The organism is Venenivibrio stagnispumantis (assembly GCF_900182795.1).
GTDB classification, from domain to species: Bacteria; Aquificota; Aquificia; order Aquificales; family Hydrogenothermaceae; genus Venenivibrio; species Venenivibrio stagnispumantis.
The window spans coordinates 24,515-48,056 of sequence record NZ_FXTX01000001.1; the positions used below are offsets into that span (position 1 = coordinate 24,515).

20 protein-coding genes are annotated in these 23,542 nt (G+C 26.5%); 12 read left to right on the forward strand and 8 right to left on the reverse strand.

All coding sequences use genetic code 11. The features are described from left to right. The first annotated feature begins 6 nt into the window (after positions 1-6). The 5 genes from fliD to QOR43_RS00155 are packed head-to-tail and all read left to right on the forward strand — an operon-like array spanning position 7 to position 4,575. A complete protein-coding gene (fliD, locus tag QOR43_RS00135; RefSeq protein WP_265133717.1) occupies positions 7-1,323 on the forward strand; it encodes a flagellar filament capping protein FliD in 1,317 nt (438 codons plus the stop codon). An 11-nt stretch (positions 1,324-1,334) separates the two neighbouring features. Then, complete coding sequence (fliS, locus tag QOR43_RS00140) at positions 1,335-1,703, forward strand: flagellar export chaperone FliS (protein ID WP_265133719.1); 369 nt, start codon at positions 1,335-1,337, stop codon at positions 1,701-1,703. Positions 1,704-1,713: 10 nt separating this feature from the next. Beyond that, positions 1,714-1,989 (forward strand): hypothetical protein, encoded by a 276-nt coding sequence (locus QOR43_RS00145; protein ID WP_265133720.1) that lies wholly within the window; start codon positions 1,714-1,716, stop codon positions 1,987-1,989. A 15-nt stretch (positions 1,990-2,004) separates the two neighbouring features. Continuing rightward, the gene (locus tag QOR43_RS00150; protein WP_265133722.1) at positions 2,005-3,225 is read left to right on the forward strand and encodes a tetratricopeptide repeat protein; all 1,221 of its coding nucleotides are present in this window, start codon (positions 2,005-2,007) and stop codon (positions 3,223-3,225) included. A gap of 45 nt (positions 3,226-3,270) precedes the next feature. Beyond that, positions 3,271-4,575: a CDP-glycerol glycerophosphotransferase family protein gene (locus tag QOR43_RS00155; protein WP_265133723.1), complete on the forward strand. Its 1,305-nt coding sequence runs from the start codon at positions 3,271-3,273 to the stop codon at positions 4,573-4,575. A gap of 108 nt (positions 4,576-4,683) precedes the next feature. Here QOR43_RS00155 and tagD read toward each other — a convergent pair whose 3' ends face one another. The 8 genes from tagD to QOR43_RS00195 are packed head-to-tail and all read right to left on the reverse strand — an operon-like array spanning position 4,684 to position 12,709. Beyond that, positions 4,684-5,169, reverse strand: a complete 486-nt coding sequence (gene tagD / locus QOR43_RS00160) for a glycerol-3-phosphate cytidylyltransferase (protein WP_460173984.1) — start codon at positions 5,167-5,169, stop codon at positions 4,684-4,686. After that, the gene (locus QOR43_RS00165; protein ID WP_265133724.1) at positions 5,144-8,011 is read right to left on the reverse strand and encodes a glycosyltransferase; all 2,868 of its coding nucleotides are present in this window, start codon (positions 8,009-8,011) and stop codon (positions 5,144-5,146) included. The genes tagD and QOR43_RS00165 overlap by 26 nt, the downstream gene beginning before the upstream one ends. Then, on the reverse strand, positions 8,008-8,892 hold the full coding sequence (locus QOR43_RS00170) for a glycosyltransferase family 2 protein (RefSeq protein WP_265133725.1): 885 nt from the start codon (positions 8,890-8,892) through the stop codon (positions 8,008-8,010). The genes QOR43_RS00165 and QOR43_RS00170 overlap by 4 nt, the downstream gene beginning before the upstream one ends. Then, positions 8,892-9,023: a hypothetical protein gene (locus QOR43_RS00175; RefSeq protein ID WP_265133726.1), complete on the reverse strand. Its 132-nt coding sequence runs from the start codon at positions 9,021-9,023 to the stop codon at positions 8,892-8,894. Before QOR43_RS00175 ends, QOR43_RS00170 begins: the two co-directional genes overlap by 1 nt. Next, positions 9,020-10,654: a S1 RNA-binding domain-containing protein gene (locus tag QOR43_RS00180; protein WP_265133727.1), complete on the reverse strand. Its 1,635-nt coding sequence runs from the start codon at positions 10,652-10,654 to the stop codon at positions 9,020-9,022. The genes QOR43_RS00175 and QOR43_RS00180 overlap by 4 nt, the downstream gene beginning before the upstream one ends. A gap of 2 nt (positions 10,655-10,656) precedes the next feature. Continuing rightward, a complete protein-coding gene (gene ispH / locus QOR43_RS00185; protein ID WP_265133728.1) occupies positions 10,657-11,514 on the reverse strand; it encodes a 4-hydroxy-3-methylbut-2-enyl diphosphate reductase in 858 nt (285 codons plus the stop codon). Beyond that, the gene (locus QOR43_RS00190; protein WP_265133729.1) at positions 11,507-12,133 is read right to left on the reverse strand and encodes a lysophospholipid acyltransferase family protein; all 627 of its coding nucleotides are present in this window, start codon (positions 12,131-12,133) and stop codon (positions 11,507-11,509) included. The genes ispH and QOR43_RS00190 overlap by 8 nt, the downstream gene beginning before the upstream one ends. 27 nt (positions 12,134-12,160) lie before the next feature. Further along, on the reverse strand, positions 12,161-12,709 hold the full coding sequence (locus tag QOR43_RS00195; protein WP_265133730.1) for a DUF507 family protein: 549 nt from the start codon (positions 12,707-12,709) through the stop codon (positions 12,161-12,163). Between the two features lie 134 nt (positions 12,710-12,843). Here QOR43_RS00195 and QOR43_RS00200 point away from each other — a divergent pair, with 134 nt between their 5' ends. The 7 genes from QOR43_RS00200 to QOR43_RS00230 are packed head-to-tail and all read left to right on the forward strand — an operon-like array spanning position 12,844 to position 23,520. Next, complete coding sequence (locus QOR43_RS00200) at positions 12,844-13,050, forward strand: hypothetical protein (protein WP_265133731.1); 207 nt, start codon at positions 12,844-12,846, stop codon at positions 13,048-13,050. Further along, entirely contained in the window at positions 13,034-15,310 is a 2,277-nt protein-coding gene (bcsA, locus tag QOR43_RS00205; RefSeq protein ID WP_265133732.1) for a UDP-forming cellulose synthase catalytic subunit, read from the forward strand. The genes QOR43_RS00200 and bcsA overlap by 17 nt, the downstream gene beginning before the upstream one ends. Continuing rightward, complete coding sequence (locus QOR43_RS00210; RefSeq protein ID WP_265133733.1) at positions 15,274-15,831, forward strand: hypothetical protein; 558 nt, start codon at positions 15,274-15,276, stop codon at positions 15,829-15,831. The genes bcsA and QOR43_RS00210 overlap by 37 nt, the downstream gene beginning before the upstream one ends. Beyond that, positions 15,779-17,929: a cellulose biosynthesis cyclic di-GMP-binding regulatory protein BcsB gene (locus QOR43_RS00215; protein WP_265133734.1), complete on the forward strand. Its 2,151-nt coding sequence runs from the start codon at positions 15,779-15,781 to the stop codon at positions 17,927-17,929. The genes QOR43_RS00210 and QOR43_RS00215 overlap by 53 nt, the downstream gene beginning before the upstream one ends. Next, positions 17,919-18,914: a glycosyl hydrolase family 8 gene (locus QOR43_RS00220; RefSeq protein ID WP_265133735.1), complete on the forward strand. Its 996-nt coding sequence runs from the start codon at positions 17,919-17,921 to the stop codon at positions 18,912-18,914. Before QOR43_RS00215 ends, QOR43_RS00220 begins: the two co-directional genes overlap by 11 nt. Continuing rightward, positions 18,914-22,795: a tetratricopeptide repeat protein gene (locus QOR43_RS00225; RefSeq protein WP_265133736.1), complete on the forward strand. Its 3,882-nt coding sequence runs from the start codon at positions 18,914-18,916 to the stop codon at positions 22,793-22,795. The genes QOR43_RS00220 and QOR43_RS00225 overlap by 1 nt, the downstream gene beginning before the upstream one ends. After that, positions 22,792-23,520, forward strand: coding sequence for a ParA family protein (locus tag QOR43_RS00230; protein ID WP_265133737.1), 729 nt, complete (start codon positions 22,792-22,794; stop codon positions 23,518-23,520). The genes QOR43_RS00225 and QOR43_RS00230 overlap by 4 nt, the downstream gene beginning before the upstream one ends. Positions 23,521-23,542 lie beyond the last annotated feature (22 nt).

Genomic DNA, 23,542 nt, shown 5'->3' on the forward strand with positions numbered 1-23,542 from the left:
TATATCATGGCTGGAGAAATAACTGTTGGAAATTTGGTAGGAAATATAGATATAAATCAGATACTTCAGATGATGCAAACGATAAAAAGTCAGCAAATTTTGTATTATCAATCCCAACAATCAGATATAAGTAATAAAAAATCTGCTATAAATCAGCTTGGTTCTCTTGTAAATGATTTTAAAAATGCTTTTAATACCTTAACAGACTCTACGATATTTAACAATAAAAATGTTTCTGTTTCAAATCAGAATGTTGTATCTGCAGTGGTAACAGATACTACTAAATTAAATCTTACAAATATAGATTTAACAGTAAATCAGCTTGCTAAAAATGCTGTTTGGCTGAGTAATAGCGGAGTATCAGATGCAAATGCTCCTATCACTACTCTTGGAAATGGAACCCTTACAATCAATTATGCGAATGGTACCAAAAGTATAAATATAAATTATGATAACACAAAATCTCTAAACGATATAGCAAATGCTATAACTTCTGCATCAAACGGAGAAATTATAGGTTCTATTGTTTATGATGGCTCAAAATATAGATTAATGGTAACAAGTAAAGATACCGGAGCAAATAATGATATAACCGGTATGGTAGATTCTTTATCTGATTCTTCTTCCTTGGCAGCAGCAATAGGTGGTATATATCAAAAGCAACAAGCACAAGACTCTCAAATAACATTATACGGTAACACAATAACAAGTAGTAATAACACATTTAACAACTTAATACCCGGATTATCTATAACTGCATTATCTACCGGTAGTTCAAATATATCTGTTTCTAATGATTATAGTAGTTTAAAACAAACCATATCAAATTTAGTAGATAAATATAATAAAATAGTTGATTTTATATCTACGAATACAGGTAAAGATGGTGTTTTATCCGGTGAATATTCTTTAAACAGTATAACTGACCAAATATTTAACGGTTTACAACCACTTTTAACAGAAGGAATTTTAAATTTTGATTATCATACCGGACATTTATCTGTAGATAATACAAAATTAGATGCAGAAATATCTACCAACCTTGATACATTAAAAACTAATATATCTCAAGTTAAAAATAATCTTTTCAATTATATGTTGTATATAACCGGAATTGATGGAATTATTCAGCAAAAATCTGTATCTTATGATAACCAAATAAACAGTATAAATGAAACTATCCAGTCTTTGCAAGATAGACTTAATTCCGAAATGGATAATTTAAAACAGCAATTTATATATATGCAAAATATAATGCAACAATATCAAAGTTTGGGAACAACTATCTCGGCTACATTTTTAAATAAAAGTAATAACGGTTAAAAGGAGATAATATGATAAATCCTTATGAAGCATATTTAGAAAGTAATATATCAACTGCTTCAAAATTAGACCAGATAATTATGTTATATGATAAAGCAATTATCTCATTGGAAAGAGCAAAAGAGGATATAAAAAATAATGATATTAAATCTAAAATAAACAATATTAACAAAGCATTAGATATTATAAACTATCTGAATGCTATTCTTGATATGGAGAAAGGAGAAGAAATAGCTCAAAATTTAAGGGATATATATACCTTCTTGATGAAACATATAACTATAGCCAATGCTGAAAACAGCGTAGAAAAAATAGATGAAAGTATAAAGGTATTAAAAAATCTAAATGAAGGTTGGATAGGAATAAAAGATAAAATATAAGGGGTTAATATTGAAAGATGAATTAGATAAATTATTTGATGATGTACTTGTAATTTTAGCTCAAAAAAATTTTGATTTTAATAATTTTAAAGAAAACATTGAGAGATTATCATCGGTTGTTTTTAATATAGACATAAACTCTCTACCGGAAGAAGATAAAAAATTATTATTAGATAAAATAAATAATCTATTAAATCTCCTTGCTGAAAAACAAAAAGAGATGATAAAATCTATAGAAGGAAAAAAATTAGAGCAAAAGTATATAAACAATATGCAAATAAGCTAAAAGGAGGATTTTTATATGTTTTCTGTGGCTATTTTAAATTTGTATAATGATAACCAAAAACTGCAAAAAAATTTAGACATTATTCAAGAAAGTATGGAAATAGATAATCTTGATAAGATAGTGATTGTTGGAAAAAAACCGGAAGATATTAACACAGAACTTGATGTGGAATATTTGGAGATAAACTCTGATAATAAAGCATTTTTGAGAAATAAAGCCTTAGAAAAGATAGATTCTGAATATACTTTATGGCTTTCTGATTTTTCAGAACTTGATGATTTTACTATAGATGAGCTTGTGGAAGTAGCAAATGAATATAAAGATGCTGATATAATATATCCTAACTCTGTTTATAAAAATCTTCAAGGTGATAAATCTATAAATATGTATCCGGATTTTTACGGTAGAGAAAAAGATATTTTACAAACATTAAGTATTGAAAATTTTTTGCCGGAGTTTGGAGTTTTGACAAAAAATCAGACTGTAAAAGATTTTAATGAAGATTTTGATGATTTTGAATTTTATGAAAAGATATATAAAAATCTGAATAATTTAAAACTAAAATGTTCTGATATTAGCTTTATAACTATAAATGAGAAAGATAGTTTTATAGATACATCTTATAGAGCAAAAGCTATTAGAGATTTATTAGAAATTTATGATTTAAAAGAGATATTTAAAAATATCAATTGGGAAGATGAGAACTCTGCATTGGCTACTGCATATACCATAATAGGAGATAGATTATCAAATTATTATGATTTCTTCAATGCAACGGAATTTTACAGAAAAGCTTTATTATCTTTTCATAATAAACATACATTAAAACAATTAATAAAAGCTTATGTTTATATGGGATTATTTGATAAAGCAAAAGAGTTGGTATCGCAGGAACAAGGTTTAAATCAAGATGAGATAAAAGCGATAACCCAAGAAATATCACAAGCAGAGCAGATAATAAATCTTCTTGAAAAATCAGTCCTTGAAAATAAACTTGATGATGTTCTATCAATGATAAATGAGGTTATACAGTATTATAAAGGTGCTATGATTTATAATATTCTCGGTGTGATTTTTTATTATAAACAAGATTTAATAAATTCTTATAGATTTTTCCATAAAGCTTTTACAATGAATCCTATAGATGAAGATATACTTAGAAATTTAGTAGATTTAGCAAAATTAACCGGTAATGAGGAAAAAGTTAAAAAATTAGTAAAAAGATTAATAGGATAAAATTTATTTATTTGAAGTTATGTAAAGTATAAATAGAGGTTTATGATGGATGCCTTGAAAAAATTAATAGAGGCTTATTGGTTAACAGGTTCTCAAAATATAAAAAATATTTTAATAAAAAAAATCAGATTTCAAAATTTATCAAGAATAAAAAAATATCATTCAAATAAGAAATTACCATTAAAAGTATTATTTATAGTTATGCATAGTAGTGGGTTTAAATCTTTAAATGTTTTGAGAGAAATGATAAATGATAAAACTTTTGAGCCTATAATAATGGTCAATCCTTATACACTTAAAGATAAAGAATCTATGATAGAACAAATAGAGGAAGAATTTGAACATATAAAAAACATGAATTTACCTGTACAAATAATAAGTTCATATAAAAAAGAAAGTGATTCTTGGGTTAATATAAAGGAAGAAATAAATCCGGATATTGTATTTTTTACAAATCCTCATAAACTAACTTATTATGAATATTATGAAGAATTGTTTATAAATTATATTTCTTATTATGTTCCATATTCACACCAAATATCAAATTATGGAAATTATTATCCACAATACAATCAATTATTTCATAATGCCGTATTTAAAATTTTTACTCCTCACAAAGATGATTTAATAATTCATCAAAAATATTCCGATAATAAGGGTATAAATGTAGAAGTGACAGGTTATCCTGCAACAGAAAAATTAATTGATAAAAATTATGTACCAGTGGATGTATGGAAACCTCAAAAAAAGAAAAAAATTAGAATTATTTATGCTCCACATCATACCTTTAATTATCAAGAACTTCCTTTATCTACATTTTTAAGATACTCAGAGTTTATGAAAAATTTAGTTGAAAAATATAAAGATGAAGTACAGTGGGTATTTAGACCTCACCCTCTTCTCAAAGAAAAATTGATAAAATACAAGGATTGGGGAGAATATAAAACAAAAAAATATTGGGAGTTTTGGGAAGAACATCCAAATTGTCAGATAAGTGAAGGTGGAGAATATATAGACTTATTTCTAACTTCAGATGCAATGATTCATGATTGCGGTTCTTTCTTAGCAGAATACCTATATGTAAATAAGCCGGTTTTATATTTAGTAGCAAATAGTAATATAAAGGAATATTTTAACTCTTTTGGATTGAAAGCTTTTGAAGCTTGTTATCATGCCTATAAGGAAGAAGATATTGACAATTTTATAAAGAGTTTAATTGAAGGTAAAAAAGATGTTAAAAAAACAGTTAGAGAAAAATTTTTAGAAGAAAACATTTATCCATTTTTTAAAGATAAAACTCCTTCTCAAAGAATAATTGAATCTATAAAAAAGGATTTTAATATTATCTAATATCAGTTCGAAAATAGAAAAGTTATTGATTTTAATCAATTAACAAAGTTTAATATTAAACATAATTTTTAATTTCCAAACTTGTGGTTCTTTTATCTTAAATTTGTATTAATCTAAGTCCCTTTTTAATTGCTCTAAAATTTCTATTGCTTTAATAATTTCGAATTTTGAAACTGAAAGAGATTTTAATGTTTGTTTCAATTGAGTAGTAGAAATATCTTTCGTTCTATCTAAGTAAACAACCTCACAGTATTCTTTCAAAAAATCAAACTTACCCTTCCAATCATTACCCATCACAAATACATCAACATTATATTTTTTTATATCGTTAATTTTCTGTTCCCAGCAATATTCTGGAATTACTAAATCAACGCATTTTATGTTGGCAACAATTTCTGCTCTATGAGAATAAGGAATTATTGTTTTTTTTCCTTTTATTTCATTAAACTCATCCGTAGATACTCCAACAATTAAATAATCTCCAAGTTCTTTAGCCCTTTTTAGCAAATTTAAATGTCCTATGTGAAATAAATCAAATGTACCATAAGTAATAACTACTTTTCTGCTTTTATTGTCCATATCCTTTCCTTGCAAATTTTATTAATTCTGTAAACTGCTCTTTATCTCTTGGTTTGTTCATACATTTTACATATAATTCAAGCAATTCTTTGGGTGCATCTTTATAAATTTCTCTTAATTTATCTTCATCTTTTCTTTTGTAGTTTATTATTAAATCCGGATTAAATGATTTTCCGGTTTTGCCTGTAAAAATATCTATTACTACCGTAAAGATTGTTCTTAGATTACCAATATTTTCTACATAATTATTAAAATAGTCTTTAACTAACTCTATAAAATAACTGTCATCAATATCCCCGTAATGTTTTTTCATGAATAAAGCTCTATTTCGCATAGCATAATAGAGGGAAAGCTCATTTTGTTTCCATTTTCCTATTGTAGAGCCACCTTTGTGATAGATTTCGGTATATGGAGTATATATCAATTTATAACCTTTTTTTAATAATCTTTGATGAATATCGTTATCTTCGTAATATAAAAAGTAGCATTCTTCCCATAAGCCTATCTCATCATATATTTTGGATTTCATAAGTAGATTTGCACCGGATAAAAATTTAGCTTCTTTAATTCTATCCGGTGTATCATCAATGGGTATATAAGAAGCCATAACTCCGTTATATTGGACTTTATCTTTTTGGTGAAAATCTTTTATTTTGCAAGTTACTACCGGATTATCTGTTTTTAATGAAGTTTCTAATAAATGGCTCAATGTATCCGGATTTACTACAGTATCATTATTGAGAACCCATATATAATCAAATTTATCTTTTATCTTTTTTATAGCAACATTATTGGCATGAGAAAATCCTTTATTTTCTGTTAGGATAACAACCGGCTTAGAAAAATCTTTTATCTCTTCATTTTCTTCTATTATTTGATATTCATCTTTATAATAATTTTTAATAATTTCTTTATCTTCTTCGCTGTTATCAACAATAAAAATTGCAAAATTTTTATAATCTAAATTTTTTAAAGAATTAACACACTCTTTTGTATCTTTCCAGTTTTTATAATTTACCAAAATTATGGCTACCGAATATTTGTTATTCTTTATTTCTTCTTCTACTTTTTTAAAATCTATATCTTTATCACTATATTTAAACATAAAAGCATATTTTTTATCTGTAGGGCAAAACCAGCTTATTCCCCATAATTTTTCCGGAGTAGGAACATTACCATATCCGTAATAATCAACTAATTTTTGTGCAAGAATATTTGTGCTTTCTTCGACAAGTTTTTCTGCTATTGAACCTGATTTTCTAAAAGATTCATGTCCTTTATGATATATAAAGCAATTTTTAACAATAGCCTGTTTATATCCATTTAACTGTAATCTCCAAGAAAACTCTAAATCATCATTTCCAAGAAATAAATCTTCATCTAAACCACCTATTTTATCTACAATTTCTTTTTTTGTTGCTAAACAAAAACCAACTAATAATTTACTCTCTTTATATGGCTCATCTTTATATAAACATCCAAGATAATCCGAAATTTCATCATAAGATAAATCCTCAAAAAGTATAGATATTTTAGAATAATATCTTAAATGCTGATTTGGAATTACATAAGAGCTCAAAGGAGAAGATGCTGCATATCCATGATTTATAAGTGGGTCTAATAATTTTTGGACAAAATTTTTTGTTACTATTGTATCCGGATTTAAAAATATATAAAAATCATACTTTGCATATTCAATACCCCTATTTATACCGGCTGAATAACCTATATTTTCATTTAATGATAAAATTTTTATTCTTTTATCATTAAAACTTTTTACAATATTTAATGTGTTATCCCTTGAATTGTTATCAACAATAATAACTTCATCATCTTTTCTCATATTCCTTGATACAGAGTCTAAACATTGATAAATTGTATCTTCATTGTTGTATGTAACTATAATAATTGAAACATTTTGCTCTATTTTATCTTCATATTGGCATTTATTTATATCCTCTTTTATTTTTGATAAAAGTTTATTTTTTATATTCATTAACTTTTGATTTGCTTCATTCTTTTGTGCCAGAGATAAAGATGTAAAGTGTAAATTTCCTATAAGTTTATCATATACATTGAATTTATCTTTTATATCTATATCTATGTCAAGATAGTTTAGAAATTGATTGCTTACAAAGAAAAGTAGTTCATTTAATCCATTTATCATTTGTTCTTCTGATAATTGCTCATTAGTATGTCCAAATCTAAACATTGATAAAGGTTGTGTTAGATATGCAACTTTTCCTTTTTTAGCCAAAGACATCCATAAAAACCAATCGGCATTTGCTTTAAATTCAAAATCACAACATTTAAAAAGTTCAAAATCTACATCTTTTTTCCTAAACATATATGTTGAAAACTCACCTATATAATTTTGTGAATCTATTATGGATTTTTTTATAACTATTTTTCCATCAATTATAGTATCTTCCGGAAAGATTTGAGTTGCTGCAGGGATTTCTATTTTTTCTTTGGTAACTTCATTTATAACATCTCTTACAGAAGTGGCTACGGTTATATTTTCATCACTATCTAATATTTTTGATAACTTTTCCAAATTTTCCGGATATAAAATATCATCTTCAGCAAGATATTTTATATATTCACCTCTTGCAAGATAAAAAAGATTTTTATAGTTTCCGGCTCCACCTAATCTATGTATATTTTGAACATATTTTATATGTGGATATTTCTCTAAGTATGGCAGTAATGCTTTAAAATTAGTTTCTCTATCATCCACATTATCATCAGCAATAATAATTTCATCCGGTTGTAATGTTTGATTTAAAATACTTTCCAACGCTTCAATAAGATAATGTGGTCTATTGTAAGTAGGTATAAGCACAGAGATTTTCATATATGTCCTTCCATTACCAAAATTTTTTTTATTAATCTATAATGAAATTGCCAAATATCTCCAAAACCATTAGAAAATGCATATTCTTTCTCTTTATTCAAAATTTTTAGGATATCATAAAGGATTCTTTTTCTTTTTTCTATACTTTTCTTATTTGTATGCATCCTATAAAGAGCAACAACTTTATCAACATAAGCAAATTTGTATTTTTTCGCTAACCTTAACCACAGCTCCCAATCTTCTATTGTATTCCAATCAGACCATCCACCTACTTCCTTTATTTTTTCAGTTTTTGCCAAATAACCATTAGCAGGTAAATAATTACCTGCTAATAATGTTTTATAACTTCCAAATACTTCTTTATCTCTATAATTTATATTTCTTCCATAAGTATGAAATTCTAAAAATGAATTAGTTCTTTTTTCTGCCGATATAGTTCTCCATGTTCCAAATTCCAAATAAATTTTATTAGAATTTTCATCTATAAAGCTATTATCTCCAAAAGCAACAGCATAACTATCATCTAAATTTTCTAATTCATTAACTAATAAAGAAACTTTATCAGGAAGCATAATATCATCTGCATCTATCTGTGTAAAATATTTACTCTTAGCCCAGTCAAGCATTTCGTTTAGAGTTGCAGCAGTCCCTCTATTTTCTCTATTCCTGTATTCAAATCTTACAAATCTATTTTTACATTCATTTATAAAGCTCATAATAACATCATGAGTATTATCCGTAGAACCATCATTTATTATTATAAATTCTATGTTTTCATAATCTTGATTAATAACGCTTTTTATTGCCTCTGCTACATATTTCTCATGATTATAAACAGGCATAACAGCCGTTACTAATGGTGATTTATTTTCTTTTTTCATTAAATATCCCTATCTGCAAAAATATCCTCTGCCAAAACTCTTCCAAGAGCATCTGTTATAGCAACTTTTTCTATTCCTATCTCTTTTGTATTTTCAAGAATTATTTTTAAAGCTTCTTCAAATGCTATCATTTTTTATCTCCAAGTTTTTGCTTTAATATATCCCCAAGTGTTCCAAGTCCTTCTACTTTTTTAGTTTCTTCCTGTTTTTCTTTTACTTCTTCCTGTTTTTTCTTCTCTTCTTCCTTTCTCTTTTCTTCCAAGAGTAATGCTTTTATGCTTAATTTTATTTTTTTATTTTTTTCGTCTATATCTATTATCTTTGCTTTTACTTTTTGATGTAAAGATAATTTATCACTTGGTATATTTATCCTTTCTATTGCAATTTCAGAGACAGGGATGAATCCTTCTATATCTTCATTTATATCTACAAAAGCTCCCTTATCTATTAATTTTTTAACTTCTGCTTCTATTACATCTCCTATTTTATGATTTTTTATAAACTCATTCCAAGCTTCTTCTTTTACCTGCTTTAATCCAACTATTATCTTATCTTTTTGCGTTCCAATGATTTTAAATTTATAAATTTGATTTGGTTTTAAAATAGAGTTTAAATCTTTAACTTCTTTTCCAAAGATTGCATCTTCTAATCTTAAAATACCTTCTATCTCACCTAAATCTATAAATGCTATTTTATTTTTTACAGATTTTACTTTTGCTTTGATTATATTTCCTATGGGATTTTCTTTTAAAAATTTTTCTACCGGATTTTCTTCTATCTCTTTTATGCTTAATTTTAATTGACCTTTTTCTTTATCAATTTCTATTATTTTTGCCTTTATTTTTTGTCCTATTTGGAATTTTTTCATATTATAACCAAAATGGCTTGTATGAGATGCAGGAATAAATCCTTCTGCATTATCTACCACTACTACTAAACCATATTTATTTATTTCTTTTATCTGAGCTTCTACTATATCTCCTATGCTAAATTTCTCATACGGATTTGGCTCTAAATCTTTCATTGAAACAATGATTTTATCTTCTTTTTTTTCTTTTACAATGGCTTCTATCTCTTGATTTGGCTCTAAGGTTTTATTTTTATCCCATGAGATTAAATGCTTTGGTAAAAATGCATAAATGATATTATCTATATTTATAACTGCACCTTTATCTGTTATTTTTACAACTTTTCCTTTTATTATCTGTCCTTCTTTTATTAAAGATAATAATTTTTCTTTTTCTGCTTTTCTTTCTTCTTCTAAAACTTTTTTTCTTGATACGATTATTTTTGGATATTTTTTAGATGTATTTAGATTTATTATATAAAATTCAACCGGCATATTTTCAAAAAGTTGTTCTTCTTTATTTAAAGAGCTTTCTGATTTTGGCATAAATGCTTTTAAGCCTTTTATATCAACAATATATCCTTTTTCTAATACTTTTTCTATTTCTCCTCTTAATTTATATTTTTTCTCAAAAGCTTCTTTTAAGAACTTTATTTTTTCTTGTATATCTATGCCTTTTCTTGAAAGAATAAAGTATCCATCTTTATCTTTTTTCCCTGTAAAAATAGCTATTATCTCATCGCCTTCTTTATATCCTTCTATCTGATTTACCGGTATAACTGCTTCTATCTTTTGTCCTATATCTATATAAGCTTTATCATCTTGGATTTTAATAATCTTTCCTTTTATTTTTTCTCCTTTTTGATAAAAGCTTTCTGCTTCATATTGCTGAATTAATTTTTCAAACTCTTCCATTTTTAAACTCCTTTTATCTGTTTTATTTTTTCTACAACTTCATTTATTATCCAATCCGGTGTAGATGCACCGGCTGATATTCCTATTTTTTCTTTTCCTTCAAACCATTCTTCTTGTAATTCGTCGGCTTTTTCTATATGGTAAGTATTTGGGTTTAATGCTTTAGATATTTGTGCTAAACGCTGGGTATTTCCGCTATGTTTTCCTCCTATTATTATCATTATATCAACATTTGGGGCAATTTGTTTAACTTCTTCTTGTCTTACAGATGTTGCATCACATATTGTATTAAATATTTTTACTTCATCGCTATTTTCTGCTATATAACCTACTGCTTCTCTGAAAAAATCTTCATTTTGTGTAGTTTGGGCAACTACTCCTATTTTGTTTCTTCTTGGGAGTTTTTTTACTAAATCTTCAAAATTTTCTACTACTACTCCTTGTCCTCCGACTTCTTCAAGATGTCCAAGAGTTCCGATTACTTCCGGATGTCCTTCCTCTCCAATAATAACCACAAAATAGCCTTCTTCTGCAAGTTGTCTAACTTTATCATGCACTTTTTTAACGAATGGACAGGTTGCATCAAGCAAATTTACACCTATGCTTTTTAGCTCTCTTTCTGTTTTCGGTGGGACTCCATGGGAACGGATAATTACCGTATCTCCTTCTTTTAAAACAGATTTATCCGGTAGTTCTTTTACATTTAATTTTTCCAAAAACTCTACAACCTGTTTATTATGAATAATCGGGCCATTTGTATAAGCAGAGCCAAGTTTTTCTCCGGCTTCTTTTGCCATATCTACTGCTATTTTTACTCCAAAGCAAAATCCTGCTGTTTTTGCAACTATTATATTAGCCATTGTTGATACCTCTTTTTAGATTTTTAATTTCATCCATAACTTTTTCTGCAATATGTTCATAACTTGATATTCCTTCAAAATGAATTCTCTTTCCGACTTTTACATGAATATCATATTTAAATAATTTAGGAAATTTTGACTTTACAGGTAGTACTTTATCTGTGCCTTCTATTAGCACAGGTATAACCGGAACTTTTGCTTTTTCTATTAAAAATCCTATCCCTGATTTTGGTTTTCTAAACTCTCCCGGTTTTGCTCTGCTTCCTTCAGGGAAAATTCCTATGCAATGTCCCTCTTTTAAAAGTTTTATAGCTGTTTTTAATGTATTTAAATCTCTGTTATCTCTTTTAACAGGTATTGCCCCTGCTTTTTTTATAAACCATGATAAAACAGGAATTTCAAATAGTTCTTTTTTAGCCAAAAATAAAATAGGTCTTGGAGAAATTGTATTTAAAACCGGTGGGTCTAAATGGCTTCTATGATTTGAAGCAATAATACATCCCCCTTCAACCGGTATATTTTCAGCACCTTCTACCTTTATTCTGAGTAATTTTTTTATAAAAGGTTTTAACTTAAAAAATATCTCATAACCTTTCTTAGAATAAGGCAAATCCTTCAAAAATCACCTCTTTTTAAAAAGGAGTTTCTATAATAAACCTCTCCTTCTTAAAGCATCTTCATATATTCTGCTATATAAAATCTTCCATTCAGGAGTTCCTTCTAAGATTTTCCTTGAATAAGATTTTATTCTACTTCTTACTTCCTTATCTATCTCTTTTTCTTGTTTTACTATCTCTTTTAATCTTTCATGCACCATTCTTCTTATCTTGTTTGGTTCTTCAAATATCTCAACAGATGGTTCTGTTTCTAAATATCTTTTTATTCTGTGGGCTATTTGGTTTAATCTTTCTTCCGGTTCTAAATGGATATTTCTTTCTTCTGCAAGTTTTTCTTTAACTTTCATTACAGCTGTTCTGTATCTGATTTCTTCCGATTCTAATATCTCCATATGCTCCTGAACTAATCTTTCAGCCTCCTCTTCAAGCTGTTTTTCTTCTTCTATTGCTTGGGAAATTATATTGTAAATATCTTCCCTGAATTTCTTTTCATCATCAGCTTCCACTATATGCTTTTTAAGTAATTCATCTGCTATGGAACCGGCTATTCTTTCTACCAACTTTGCCGGTAATTTCATTAATCTCCTCCAAAATTTAATTAAAAAACATTATAATATATTCATAAAAAGTTTGCAAAAAAGTTTTATATTATTAAAGAGTATTAACTGAAAAGCCGATAAGTATATTAACATCAATTTTTAAAGGAGAAATTATGGAAAATATATCCGAAGCACCGGTTTTTTATATAGATGCAGAATTTGAAAAGTTGAAACAAAAATGGAAAATAATAGAATTTTTAGAAAAAGAAGGAGTTAATCAAAATTTTTTAAGGAATCTTGAGGATTTATCATTAAGTAAAGATGACTATCCTATATCAAAATTTTTGAGTTTGCTTAGAAAAAATGAAAGTAATATATAATTTAGTTGTTAATTTAATAAATAATGAAAAAATTGCTAAAATAGCTTTAGTTATTTTACTTCTCATATATGGATTTTTTATTACGCTTCCAACGCAAACTTTAAACCAGCTTATCATTTCACTTCTATTTTTTGGAGTTTTAATTGTTATTTTCAGACATAGAACCGAATATATAAAATTGATAGTAATTTTTTCTACTTTATTTATAACTTTAAGGTATTTTTATTGGAGAACATTCAATACTATAAACACAGATAATATTTTAAATTTTATCCTTTCTATGCTTTTATATTTTGCAGAGTTTTACTCTATAATAATAGCCGTTTTGGGAGCATTTATAGCATTAAGGCTTTTAGAAAGAAATAGAATTGATATTCGTTCGTATAAACCGGAAGAACTCCCAACTGTAGATATATTTATTCCAACTTATAATGAACCTGTGGATGTTGTAAAAATAACGGCACTTGCTGCATCATCTTTAGATTATCCAAAAGATAAATTTAAAGTATATATATTAGATGATGGTGGTACAACTCAAAAGCTAAATGACCCTGATCCGGAAAAAAGGAAAGAAAATATAGAAAGGGCAAATGCTTTAAAAGAATTTGTTAAAAATGCTAATACTAATATTTATTATCTTACAAGAGAAAAAAATCTACATGCAAAAGCCGGAAATATAAATGAAGCTTTAAAAAAAACAGATGGAGATTTAATTCTTATATTAGATTGTGACCATATCCCTACTCAAGATTTTTTAAGGAATACGGTAGGTTTCTTCTTAAAATATCCAAAACTGTTTTTAGTTCAAACACCGCACAGCTTTCAAAATCCTGACCCGATAGAAAAAAATTTAGAATTATTTAGAAAAGTACCTTCAGAAAATGATATGTTTTATAAATTTATTCAAAAAGGTCTTGATTTTTGGTCATGTTCATTTTTCTGTGGCTCAGCAGCGATTCTCAGAAGGAAATATTTAAATGAGGTTGGTGGAGTTCAAGGAACAACAATCACTGAAGATGCAGAAACAGCCCTTGAGCTTCATTCTAGAGGATTAGATAGTGCTTATTTTGGAAAGAAGATGGTTTATGGTCTTCAGCCTGAAACATTTTCATCATTTATTGTTCAAAGGTCAAGATGGGCACAGGGAATGGTGCAGATATTTTTATTAAAAAATCCATTATTAAAAAAAGGATTAAAATGGTATCAAAAGATAGGATATTTAAATTCCAGTTTTTTCTGGTTTTTCGGAATTGCAAGGGCAATATTTTTAATCGCACCAACCTTTTACCTGTTTTTTGGAGCCAGAATATATGATGCAACTTTGGAGGAATCTCTTGCTTATGCAATTCCTCATTTTATAGGATCTGTATTATTATCAAATTATCTATATGCACGGGTAAGGTGGAATTTCTTTTCAGAATTATATGAAGCATTGCAAAGCTTATTTATTTTACCTGCAATTTTAAGTGTCTTTATCAATCCAAGAAAACCTACTTTTAAGGTAACTCCAAAAGGTGAAAACATAGAAGAGGAATTTTTAAATCCTTTTTATAAACCTATTTATATTTTATTTAATCTTACTGTATTATCATTCTTTTTTGCCGTTTATAGATGGATAGAATATCCGGATGAAAGAGGAACTATCCTAATAACATTATTCTGGCAAACATTTAATTTTCTTATACTTGCATTGGGTATTATATCTATGTTAGAAAAACCTGAGAGAAGAAGGGCATATAGGATACCTTCAGATGATTTTGCTTTTGTTTATGTAAATAACAAAACTTTTTCCGGAAAAATTAAAGATATCTCTTTAACCGGCATATGGATTGAAGCAGACCAAGATTTAACAAATTATTTATCAGAAATAAGAGATAATTATATAAAATTTGCCATAAAAGATATAAGAGGTATATTATTTACAATAGAAGGGAAAGTAGTAAATGCCAATTCTAAAAATATAAGAGCTACTTTCTTCAATGTTGAAAAAGATTTAAAATCGTTTAGAAAATTAGTAGAAATTGTTTACTCGGATAGTACAATATGGCAATTCTGGGATCCTGATAAGGAAGCATCTCCTATTTATTCATTAAAATTTTTAACTAAAATAGCGATAATAAATTTTAGAAGAGCTTATATTTTAGCAACAAAAGAATTTATAAATGAAATAAAGAAACTGTTTTACAATATTCTTATTAATTTAAAATCTCAAGGAGATAAGGTATGGGCATATTTAGCAAGAAATTTGAAGAAAATTTAGAAAAATCAATATTTGAAAAACCTTCCATGGTAGAAGAAATCTTTATTCCAAAAGGTTCTGTTTATGAGGAAATTTATAAAAATTCATTGATAGGAAGTTTTTTTGAAATCATTCTAAAAGTAGGAGATATGGATGATTTTAGAGTTTTAACAGAAAAATCTGCAGAGTTATTTTTTGAAAAAAATAAATCTTTATTTATGAGTATGAAATCTTATTCTATTTCTATTGATAGTTTAAAAAATATGGTTATAACATTAAATCAATTCTTGGATTATCATAAATTGGGAGCCGTAAAAATAGCCATAAAAGAAAAAGAAAGTAGTTTTTATATTATACATTATAATTCTCCTTTTGCTTTAATGCTAAAAGAAAAATCTAAACAGAATGTATGTTTTTTCTTCTCTGAATTCTATTCTAAAACTTTTTCCTTAATATTTGATAGACCTATAAAAATAATGGAGGATAATTGTGCAGCTTATAATAAAGAGGATTATTGTATTTTTAAACCTTCTAATATTTAGTTATGGCTATGCAAAAACCGACATAGTTTATTTAGATACTTTTTTGCCTAATGTTGATATTTTAAGAGGAATGTCTGGATATGCCTCTCTAACTATACCGGTTCCTGATAGATATATAATAAATGAAGCCACATTACATTTAGAGTTGAGCAAGTCTCAGGCTCTTGTACCTGAAAGAAGTTTTATATCTGTGTTTTTTAACGGAGTTTTGGTATTTCAAAAAAGATATGATCCGAGAATTGATACATTGGTTGAAGATATAAAGATTCCTATCTCATTAATAAAAGATTATAATCAATTGGAAATTAAAACTTCACAGCATTATTGTGTTAACTGTTGTGAATATGAGGCAAGTCCTGAGCTCTGGACAAAAATTTATTGGGATTATAGCTATTTAAGATTAGATTATCAAGAAAAACCATTAAAAAATAATATAATCTTTTTGAGAGATTATGTTTTAGATATTAAACAGTATAATCCTTTAAAATTTGCAATAATGACACAAAATAAATCAGATAAAATGATAACTTTTGGAGCTAAGGTTGCAGGATATATAGGAAGGTATATTAAATATAGAAAAATCAATATAAATTATACATCTAAAATACCGGAAGATAGAGATACATTTATAATAGGAACTACAGATTATGTTAAGCAGATACTTAATATAAACAATGATATTATCCCGAATATATTTTTAGTTCCTAATCCGTATGATAGTTCAAAAGCAGTTGTAGTTATAAATGCTCCATCTATAGATGAACTTGAGAATGTTATAAATACTTTCATATCTTTAAATGCAGAAGCATTTATAGGAGAAAATATAAGCATAAAAGAGTTTAAAAATTTCAATATCAAACCTTATCAATCTCCTAACTTAATTCCTTTAGATAAAAAAATTCATTTAAAAAGCTTAGGATATCAGGATACAGTATTTTATGGATTTTTCCCACCAACTTTAGATATAAATTTTGAAATTCCGGTAGATTTATTTATTTCAGGAAAAGAAAAATTTACATTCCATTTGTTTTACAATTATGGCCCTGGAGTTAGAGATGACTCGGTAATAAATATTTTTGTTAATGATAAATTTTTAAGACAGATAAAAGTAAAAAAAGATTATGGAACTATAATGGAAGATTTAAAGCTATCCATTCCGGTATATATGCTAAAACCAGGAAAAAATAAAATAACAGTGCAGTATGCATTAATGCCAAGAAATCAAGGATTTTGTGTAGCTCCAAATATAGAAGCATTAAAAGGAACTGTATTTTCAAGAGAAACATATATAGAACTACCGGATTTACCACATTGGGTAGAAATGCCTTATATGGAATATTTTACAATGCAAGCTTTCCCATTTAGCATATATCCGGATTTATCAGATACGCAGATATATTTATCAAATGTTGAAGATGAAACATTATCTGCAATGTTTACATTGATGGCTTATATAGGAGAGAAAACTGCAGTATCTCCTTATAATATATCTGTAACATCAGATATACAAAGGGTTAATAAAAATAAAAATTTAATTCTAATAGGAAACAATTTTGACCCTGTATTTTTTGAAAATACACCGATAAAAGTATCTTCAAACAATATTACCTTAAAATATAGAATTTTTGAGTTGATAAGAGAAAAGATAGAAGGGAAACTTTTGAGTAAAGAGGAATTAGAAGAATTAGAAAATTTAAGGGCAGTTTTATCAGAAAAAAATAGCCTGCAGAATGAAGTTATATTTACGATGGGTAAATCTCCTTTTTCAGAAAATAAAACAGTATTTTTAATAATTTCAAGGGACAATAATGCATTATTTAACTCTATTCAATTATTATATGAGCCTAAATATTCAGCTAAAATAAAAGGGGATATATCTGTTGTAGATTGGGAAAAATTTGATATATATAGTGGTTCCTTAGGAGATAAATATTTTGTAGGGAATTTACCTTTTATTAAATATATAATTTATAGAATAGGATACACTTCTCCTGTTGTATTTTTCATAATAGCAGTAGCAATTATTATACTAATAGCAATAATCCTTAAGAAGATATTGGATATAAGGGAAAAAAGGAGATTAGAAGGTGAAGTTTAGGTATCTAATATTTAGCATAATTGCTATCTTTTTAGTTAAACCTGTATTATCGGCAGATTGGGAGAGTTTTAAAGCTAAATTTATGAAAAATAATGAATATATAGTTGACCCTTACAATAATTATAGGGTTACTTCAGAAGCTCAGGGATATGGAATGCTAATAGCAGTTTTAAATAATGATAAATATACTTTTGACAAGATGTTAAATTGGAGTATAAATAATTTACAAAGAGAAGATAAACTTTTTAATTGGCATTGGAATGGTGGTAAAGTTATAGATAAAAATAATGCCTTGGATGGAGATTTATTTATAGCATATTCTTTATTAATGGCTTATAAAACTTGGAAAGATGAAAAATATATTAATTTATTTAATCAAATTTTGCCGGCAATAAAACAGCTTATTTTGCCAATTTTGTGGGATAATAATGAAAATATTTTATTAATACCGGCAAAATATGGTTTTATTCATGAAAATGAAGGAACAATTACATTAATACCAAGTTATTATATACCTTTTATCTTTAATGAATTTTATAATTATACAGCTGATGAGATATGGGAAAAGTTATATAACTATACATTAAACCGGATTTACTCAATAAGAGATATTCCTTTCTCGGTTGATTACTCCTTATTTAGTAAAAATATTTGCAAAGTAACAAATTATGTAGATATTGATACTTATAGAATAATATTATATGCATATCTTGACGAAAATGTGGATATAATAAGAAGCTCAGGTACTTTCCAGAAAGTTATTGAATTTTATAAAAAAGAAGGTTATATACCAATTAAATTTTTCCTTGATGGAACTCCTCAAACAAAAGAAAATTCACCTTATTGTGTATACAGATGGTTTTATTTTATTTATAATGATAAAAAACTTTTAGAAATTTACGAAAAGAATAAAGAGATAGATAAAAACAATTATTTTTGTGAAGCTCTTGATCTTATTGAAAAAGGGCTTAAAAGAGGTAAATGATGGCTGTTAAATTTTTAATGTTGATATTGCTTCTGTTTAATTTTAGTTTTGCTTTTTATTTAAAGATACCGGTTAAATCTGAAAAAGAAATAAATGAAAAATTAAAAATACTCCAAGGAATAGGTTTTAATAACTGCATTATATTAAAAGATGCTATTATATGTGATGGAAAAGATGATATATATGAATTTTTAAGAGCAAGAGATTATCTTAGAAGATATAATATTATTTCTTATATAGTGGAAGATAAACCTTCATTTATTGAAAAATCAGAACAAACCAAAAAAGAAGAAAAACCAGTAGAAAAATCAGCACAAAATAAAGAAGAACCAAAAAAGGAACAGTTTTATAAAGAAATTACAAAAGAAGAAAAATCTGAACCAATATTAAAAAAAGAAAGAGAGGATAAAGCATTTGCAAAGGAAAGAATTGATAAAACAAAAGCAGAAAAAAAAGAACAAAAAGATAAAACTGTTTATAAAGCTGATAAAAAGGTAGAAGAGGATTTAGCCGGAAAAAATTTATTTTGTATACAACTTGGTGCTTCAACAAATCTTAGCAAAGATTTATTATCAAAATATGAAAATATAAAAAATTATCCTTTTGCAAGAATAGAAAAAATAGATGGATATTTTAAGCTTTTAATAGGAGCATTTAAAAATAGAAATGAAGCATCAAGTTTATTGAAAGAGTTGAAAAGCAGTTTTAAAGATGCTTTTATAAGAGAATGTAATATAGATAAATCAAGGATTGTTTATCCTAAAAATCAAGATTACCAAATATCTACATCTTCTGATAAGAAAGAAATTACTCAACCAAAACAGAAAGATGATATATTAGAATTTATGGAAAGTAAAATATATCCTATCAAAAAAGAAGAAACAAAAGAAAATATAGATAATATTCAAACAAATACATCAAAAAAAGAAAAATCAATAGAAAGTCCGGAAAAAAATTCTGTAGAACTTTTATATGAAAATTTAAATAGTGGAAATTTAGATAAAGCAGAAGATATAGCCCAAAATTTATTAAGAAAAAATCCTAAATCTTTTGATGCTTATTTTGTACTCGGAATAATTAATTTAAAAAAGAACGAATTTAAAAGTGCTTGTAGCTATTTAGAAAAAGCTTATCAATTAAATAAAAGAAAAGATGCTAAAAATTTAAGGGATGATGCATGTTTTGCATATTATATAAATCAAGGATATTCAAATATAGAAACACGACCTTTAGTAGCTATATCTTTATTTAAAAATGCAAAAGAATATAAATATGATATTAAAGCAGACATCGGAATAGGATATGCATACATAAATGCAAAAGATTATGAAAAAGCTTATTTAATATTTAAAAATCTTTATGATAGGTATCCGGATAATGATGATATTTTAAAAGGTTATATAATAACATTAAATAGGTTAAATAAAAAAGAAGAATTGAACCAAGTTATCTCAACATTACCAAAAGAAAGATTAAAAAATTTATCTGATATTTATCTTTATGTAGAAATTGAAAATATAAATAAATTGATAAAGGAAAGAAAATTTGATGAAGCTGAAGCCAAATTAAAAGAATTATATAATAAATATCCTTCTAATATAAATGTATTGCTTGCTTTTGGAAATTTATATACAGAGCAAGGAAATTATCTAAAAGCCAAGGATTTTTATGAAAATATTCTAATATTAGAACCGGATAACATTTATGCTTTACAAGGTCTAAAATTGGTTTATATAAAAGAAGGAAATTATGATAAAGCTATAGAAATTATTGAGAAATTAGAAAGAAAAGGAATAAAAGTAGAAGATAAAGAAAAAATTTACGCTATTTATTATCTAAATAAAGCTGAGGAACTAAAAAAACAAGGCAATTTAGATGAGGCTAAAAGAATATATGAAAATATATTAAAAACCCAGCCGGATAATACATTAGCTCTAATTGGAATTGGAGATATATATCAAAAGAAAGGAAACAAAAAAGAAGCATTCAATTATTACTCAAAAGCTTATTCCTTGGCTAAAGATAATTTTGATATAAAGATTAAATTTTTATATGCTTTATTAGATTTAAATCTTTTTGCACAAATTAAAACCATATTAGAAGACATTGATATAAATAAATTATCTTTAGAACAACAAAGGGAGTTAAAAAAATTTTATAAAGCTTTATATATAAAGTATGCAACTTATTTATATGAAAATAAAGATTATGAAATGGCTCTAAGAGTAGCAAGAGAAGGAATTTTGTTATTTCCGGAAGATTCTGACTTAATAGCTATGGTAGGATGGAGCTTTTATCAATTAAAAGATTATCAATGTGCAGAAGATAACTTTAAAACATCTTATACTTTATCCGGAGATGAAAAAATTGCCATAGGACTTGCATATGTTTATCTGAATACTGGAAAGAAAGAGCAGTTAAAACAACTTCTTCAAAAATTAGAAAACAGCACAAATCCGGAAATTTTAGTAGATGTAGCAAATATTTATGCTTCAATAGGAGATTATAAAAAAGCAGAGAAGACTTTAGAAAATGCTAAAATTTTAAAAAATCAGGGAAGAGTTACAGAATTTAGTCCTAAATCTGAAGAAACAAAAGTTATACAAACCCAGCCTAAAACAATAGAAAAACCTAAAACAATAATACCAAACCCATTTATCCAACAGATAGATACAGATTTTGATTTAAAAAAAAATGAAAGAATAAATTATAATTCTTCAGATATTCCGGAAAAAGATGTTGCATATATTGATAAACAAGAAAATTCTGATATAAATAAAAAAATAGAGCAAGTTAAAAAAATGATAGAAGAAAGCAAGCAAAATTATATATCAAATGTATCTATTGGTGGAAAATTTAGATATAAAAGTGGTGATATAGGAACCGGAAAATTACTAATTTTTTCTCCATTTGTAAAAGGTGAATACTTTTTAAAACCGGATTTAGCTTTATATTACGGTGCATATTATCCATTCATAAGTTCAGGTGGAAAACCAGACTATACAAAATTTGGAACCGTAGATAACCCTGTTATAAGAGATACGGATACTTCTGCCTCCGGTTTAGAACCATTCTTAGGAATTAAATATAATAGAGATTATATCTTACGGGCAGAGCTTTCATATTCTCCTATAGGAAATACAGCAGTAAAATCAACATTCCTTGGTAATTTTGAAATAGGAAAAGTATTAGATGATAATAAAATAACTGTTGAAGCTGGAAGATATAGTGAAAAAAATACACTTTTATCTTATGTAGGAGCACAGGATCCACATTCTAACAATTCTTGGGGTAGAGTTACAGAAACAAGATTAGGAGTAAATTATGAAAGAATGCTTGATAAAAATGATAGTTTGATATTTTCTAGTTTAAGATATGGTAAATTGGAAGGTGAAAATACAAATAAGAATGATAAGATAGATGTCATACTTTTACCAAAAATATATATAGGAGAAAATATTTTAACAAAAGATTATGTTGGCTTATATACACAATTTATGTCTTATAAGAAAGATGAAGATTCTTTTTATTATGGAGAAGGAGGATATTTTTCTCCTAAAAGTTATCTTATGTTAGCTCCTATGTATGAAGGATACTATTTTTCTAAGGATAGCTCTTTCGGCTTAATGGCAAAAATAATGGCCGGATTATTGAGTATAAAAACTTCCAAATATACAGAAAATACCTTTGCATTTGATGGATTTTTTGCAATTGAAAAGCTATTAACCAGCAGGATATCTGCATATGGAGGTTTAGATTTGAGAAAAACAGCATCTTACTCTGAACTTTTTTATATGATGGGAATTAATTATTATTTTGACCAGAAAAATAGATTAAATAGACAGGATTTACAAAAATATGAGAAGGAAATAATAAAATGATTATAACAGTAGCTTCTTTAAAAGGAGGTGTAGGAAAATCTACAGTAGCTTTAAATATTGCATATGGATTATCAACAAAATATAAAGTTTTACTTATAGATTCAGATCCTCAAAACAGTATATCATCTTTTTTATGTACAGATTTCAGCAAAGGTTTTTCTGAAGTATTATTTGGAGATGTTGCTTTAAAAGATGTTATTATCAAACCTTATTTGGATAATAATAATTTTTTTATAATACCAACCGGATTAAAAAGTTTAAGATATACTGAAAAATATGAAGAACTTTTCGATTCTGAAAGCTTTAAAGAAGTTATTAATCAGATAAAAGAATTATCGTTTGATTTTGTTTTATTTGATACTCCTCCAAGAATCTCTAAACAAAATGAAGCTTTATTAAAGAATTCTGATTATTTCTTTATAGTAGTTAATCCGGATCCTGCTTCTTATGCTTCTTTTTATCTATTTTTAGAATTTTTAAAAGAAAATAATCTTGAAAATTTTTATGTAATAGTTAATAAAGTAGAAGCAACTGAAATAGCAGAAGAATTTAGTTTAGCCATAAAACATAAATCAAGTAATCGGATAATAGCTTTTGTACCTTCTGATATTGTAGTAACAGAATCGGAAGGTAAATGTGAACCGGCAATCAAAAGAAATCCGTCATCGGCATTTTCTTTATCTATAAAAGAGTTGATAGATAACTTTTTAAAAATCTTAAGTTAAAATATTAATTAGAAAATTTATA

Excerpts from the sequence above, each read along its gene's own strand:
- fliD (WP_265133717.1), top strand. The coding sequence starts at position 7 with ATGGCTGGAGAAATAACTGTTGGAAATTTGGTAGGAAATATAGATATA.
- fliS (WP_265133719.1), top strand. The coding sequence starts at position 1,335 with ATGATAAATCCTTATGAAGCATATTTAGAAAGTAATATATCAACTGCT.
- QOR43_RS00150 (WP_265133722.1), top strand. The coding sequence starts at position 2,005 with ATGTTTTCTGTGGCTATTTTAAATTTGTATAATGATAACCAAAAACTG.
- QOR43_RS00155 (WP_265133723.1), top strand. The coding sequence starts at position 3,271 with ATGGATGCCTTGAAAAAATTAATAGAGGCTTATTGGTTAACAGGTTCT.
- QOR43_RS00165 (WP_265133724.1), bottom strand. The coding sequence starts at position 8,011 with ATGAAAATCTCTGTGCTTATACCTACTTACAATAGACCACATTATCTT.
- QOR43_RS00170 (WP_265133725.1), bottom strand. The coding sequence starts at position 8,892 with ATGAAAAAAGAAAATAAATCACCATTAGTAACGGCTGTTATGCCTGTT.
- QOR43_RS00175 (WP_265133726.1), bottom strand. The coding sequence starts at position 9,023 with ATGATAGCATTTGAAGAAGCTTTAAAAATAATTCTTGAAAATACAAAA.
- QOR43_RS00180 (WP_265133727.1), bottom strand. The coding sequence starts at position 10,654 with ATGGAAGAGTTTGAAAAATTAATTCAGCAATATGAAGCAGAAAGCTTT.
- ispH (WP_265133728.1), bottom strand. The coding sequence starts at position 11,514 with ATGGCTAATATAATAGTTGCAAAAACAGCAGGATTTTGCTTTGGAGTA.
- QOR43_RS00195 (WP_265133730.1), bottom strand. The coding sequence starts at position 12,709 with ATGAAATTACCGGCAAAGTTGGTAGAAAGAATAGCCGGTTCCATAGCA.
- QOR43_RS00200 (WP_265133731.1), top strand. The coding sequence starts at position 12,844 with ATGGAAAATATATCCGAAGCACCGGTTTTTTATATAGATGCAGAATTT.
- bcsA (WP_265133732.1), top strand. The coding sequence starts at position 13,034 with ATGAAAGTAATATATAATTTAGTTGTTAATTTAATAAATAATGAAAAA.
- QOR43_RS00210 (WP_265133733.1), top strand. The coding sequence starts at position 15,274 with ATGGGCATATTTAGCAAGAAATTTGAAGAAAATTTAGAAAAATCAATA.
- QOR43_RS00225 (WP_265133736.1), top strand. The coding sequence starts at position 18,914 with ATGGCTGTTAAATTTTTAATGTTGATATTGCTTCTGTTTAATTTTAGT.
- QOR43_RS00230 (WP_265133737.1), top strand. The coding sequence starts at position 22,792 with ATGATTATAACAGTAGCTTCTTTAAAAGGAGGTGTAGGAAAATCTACA.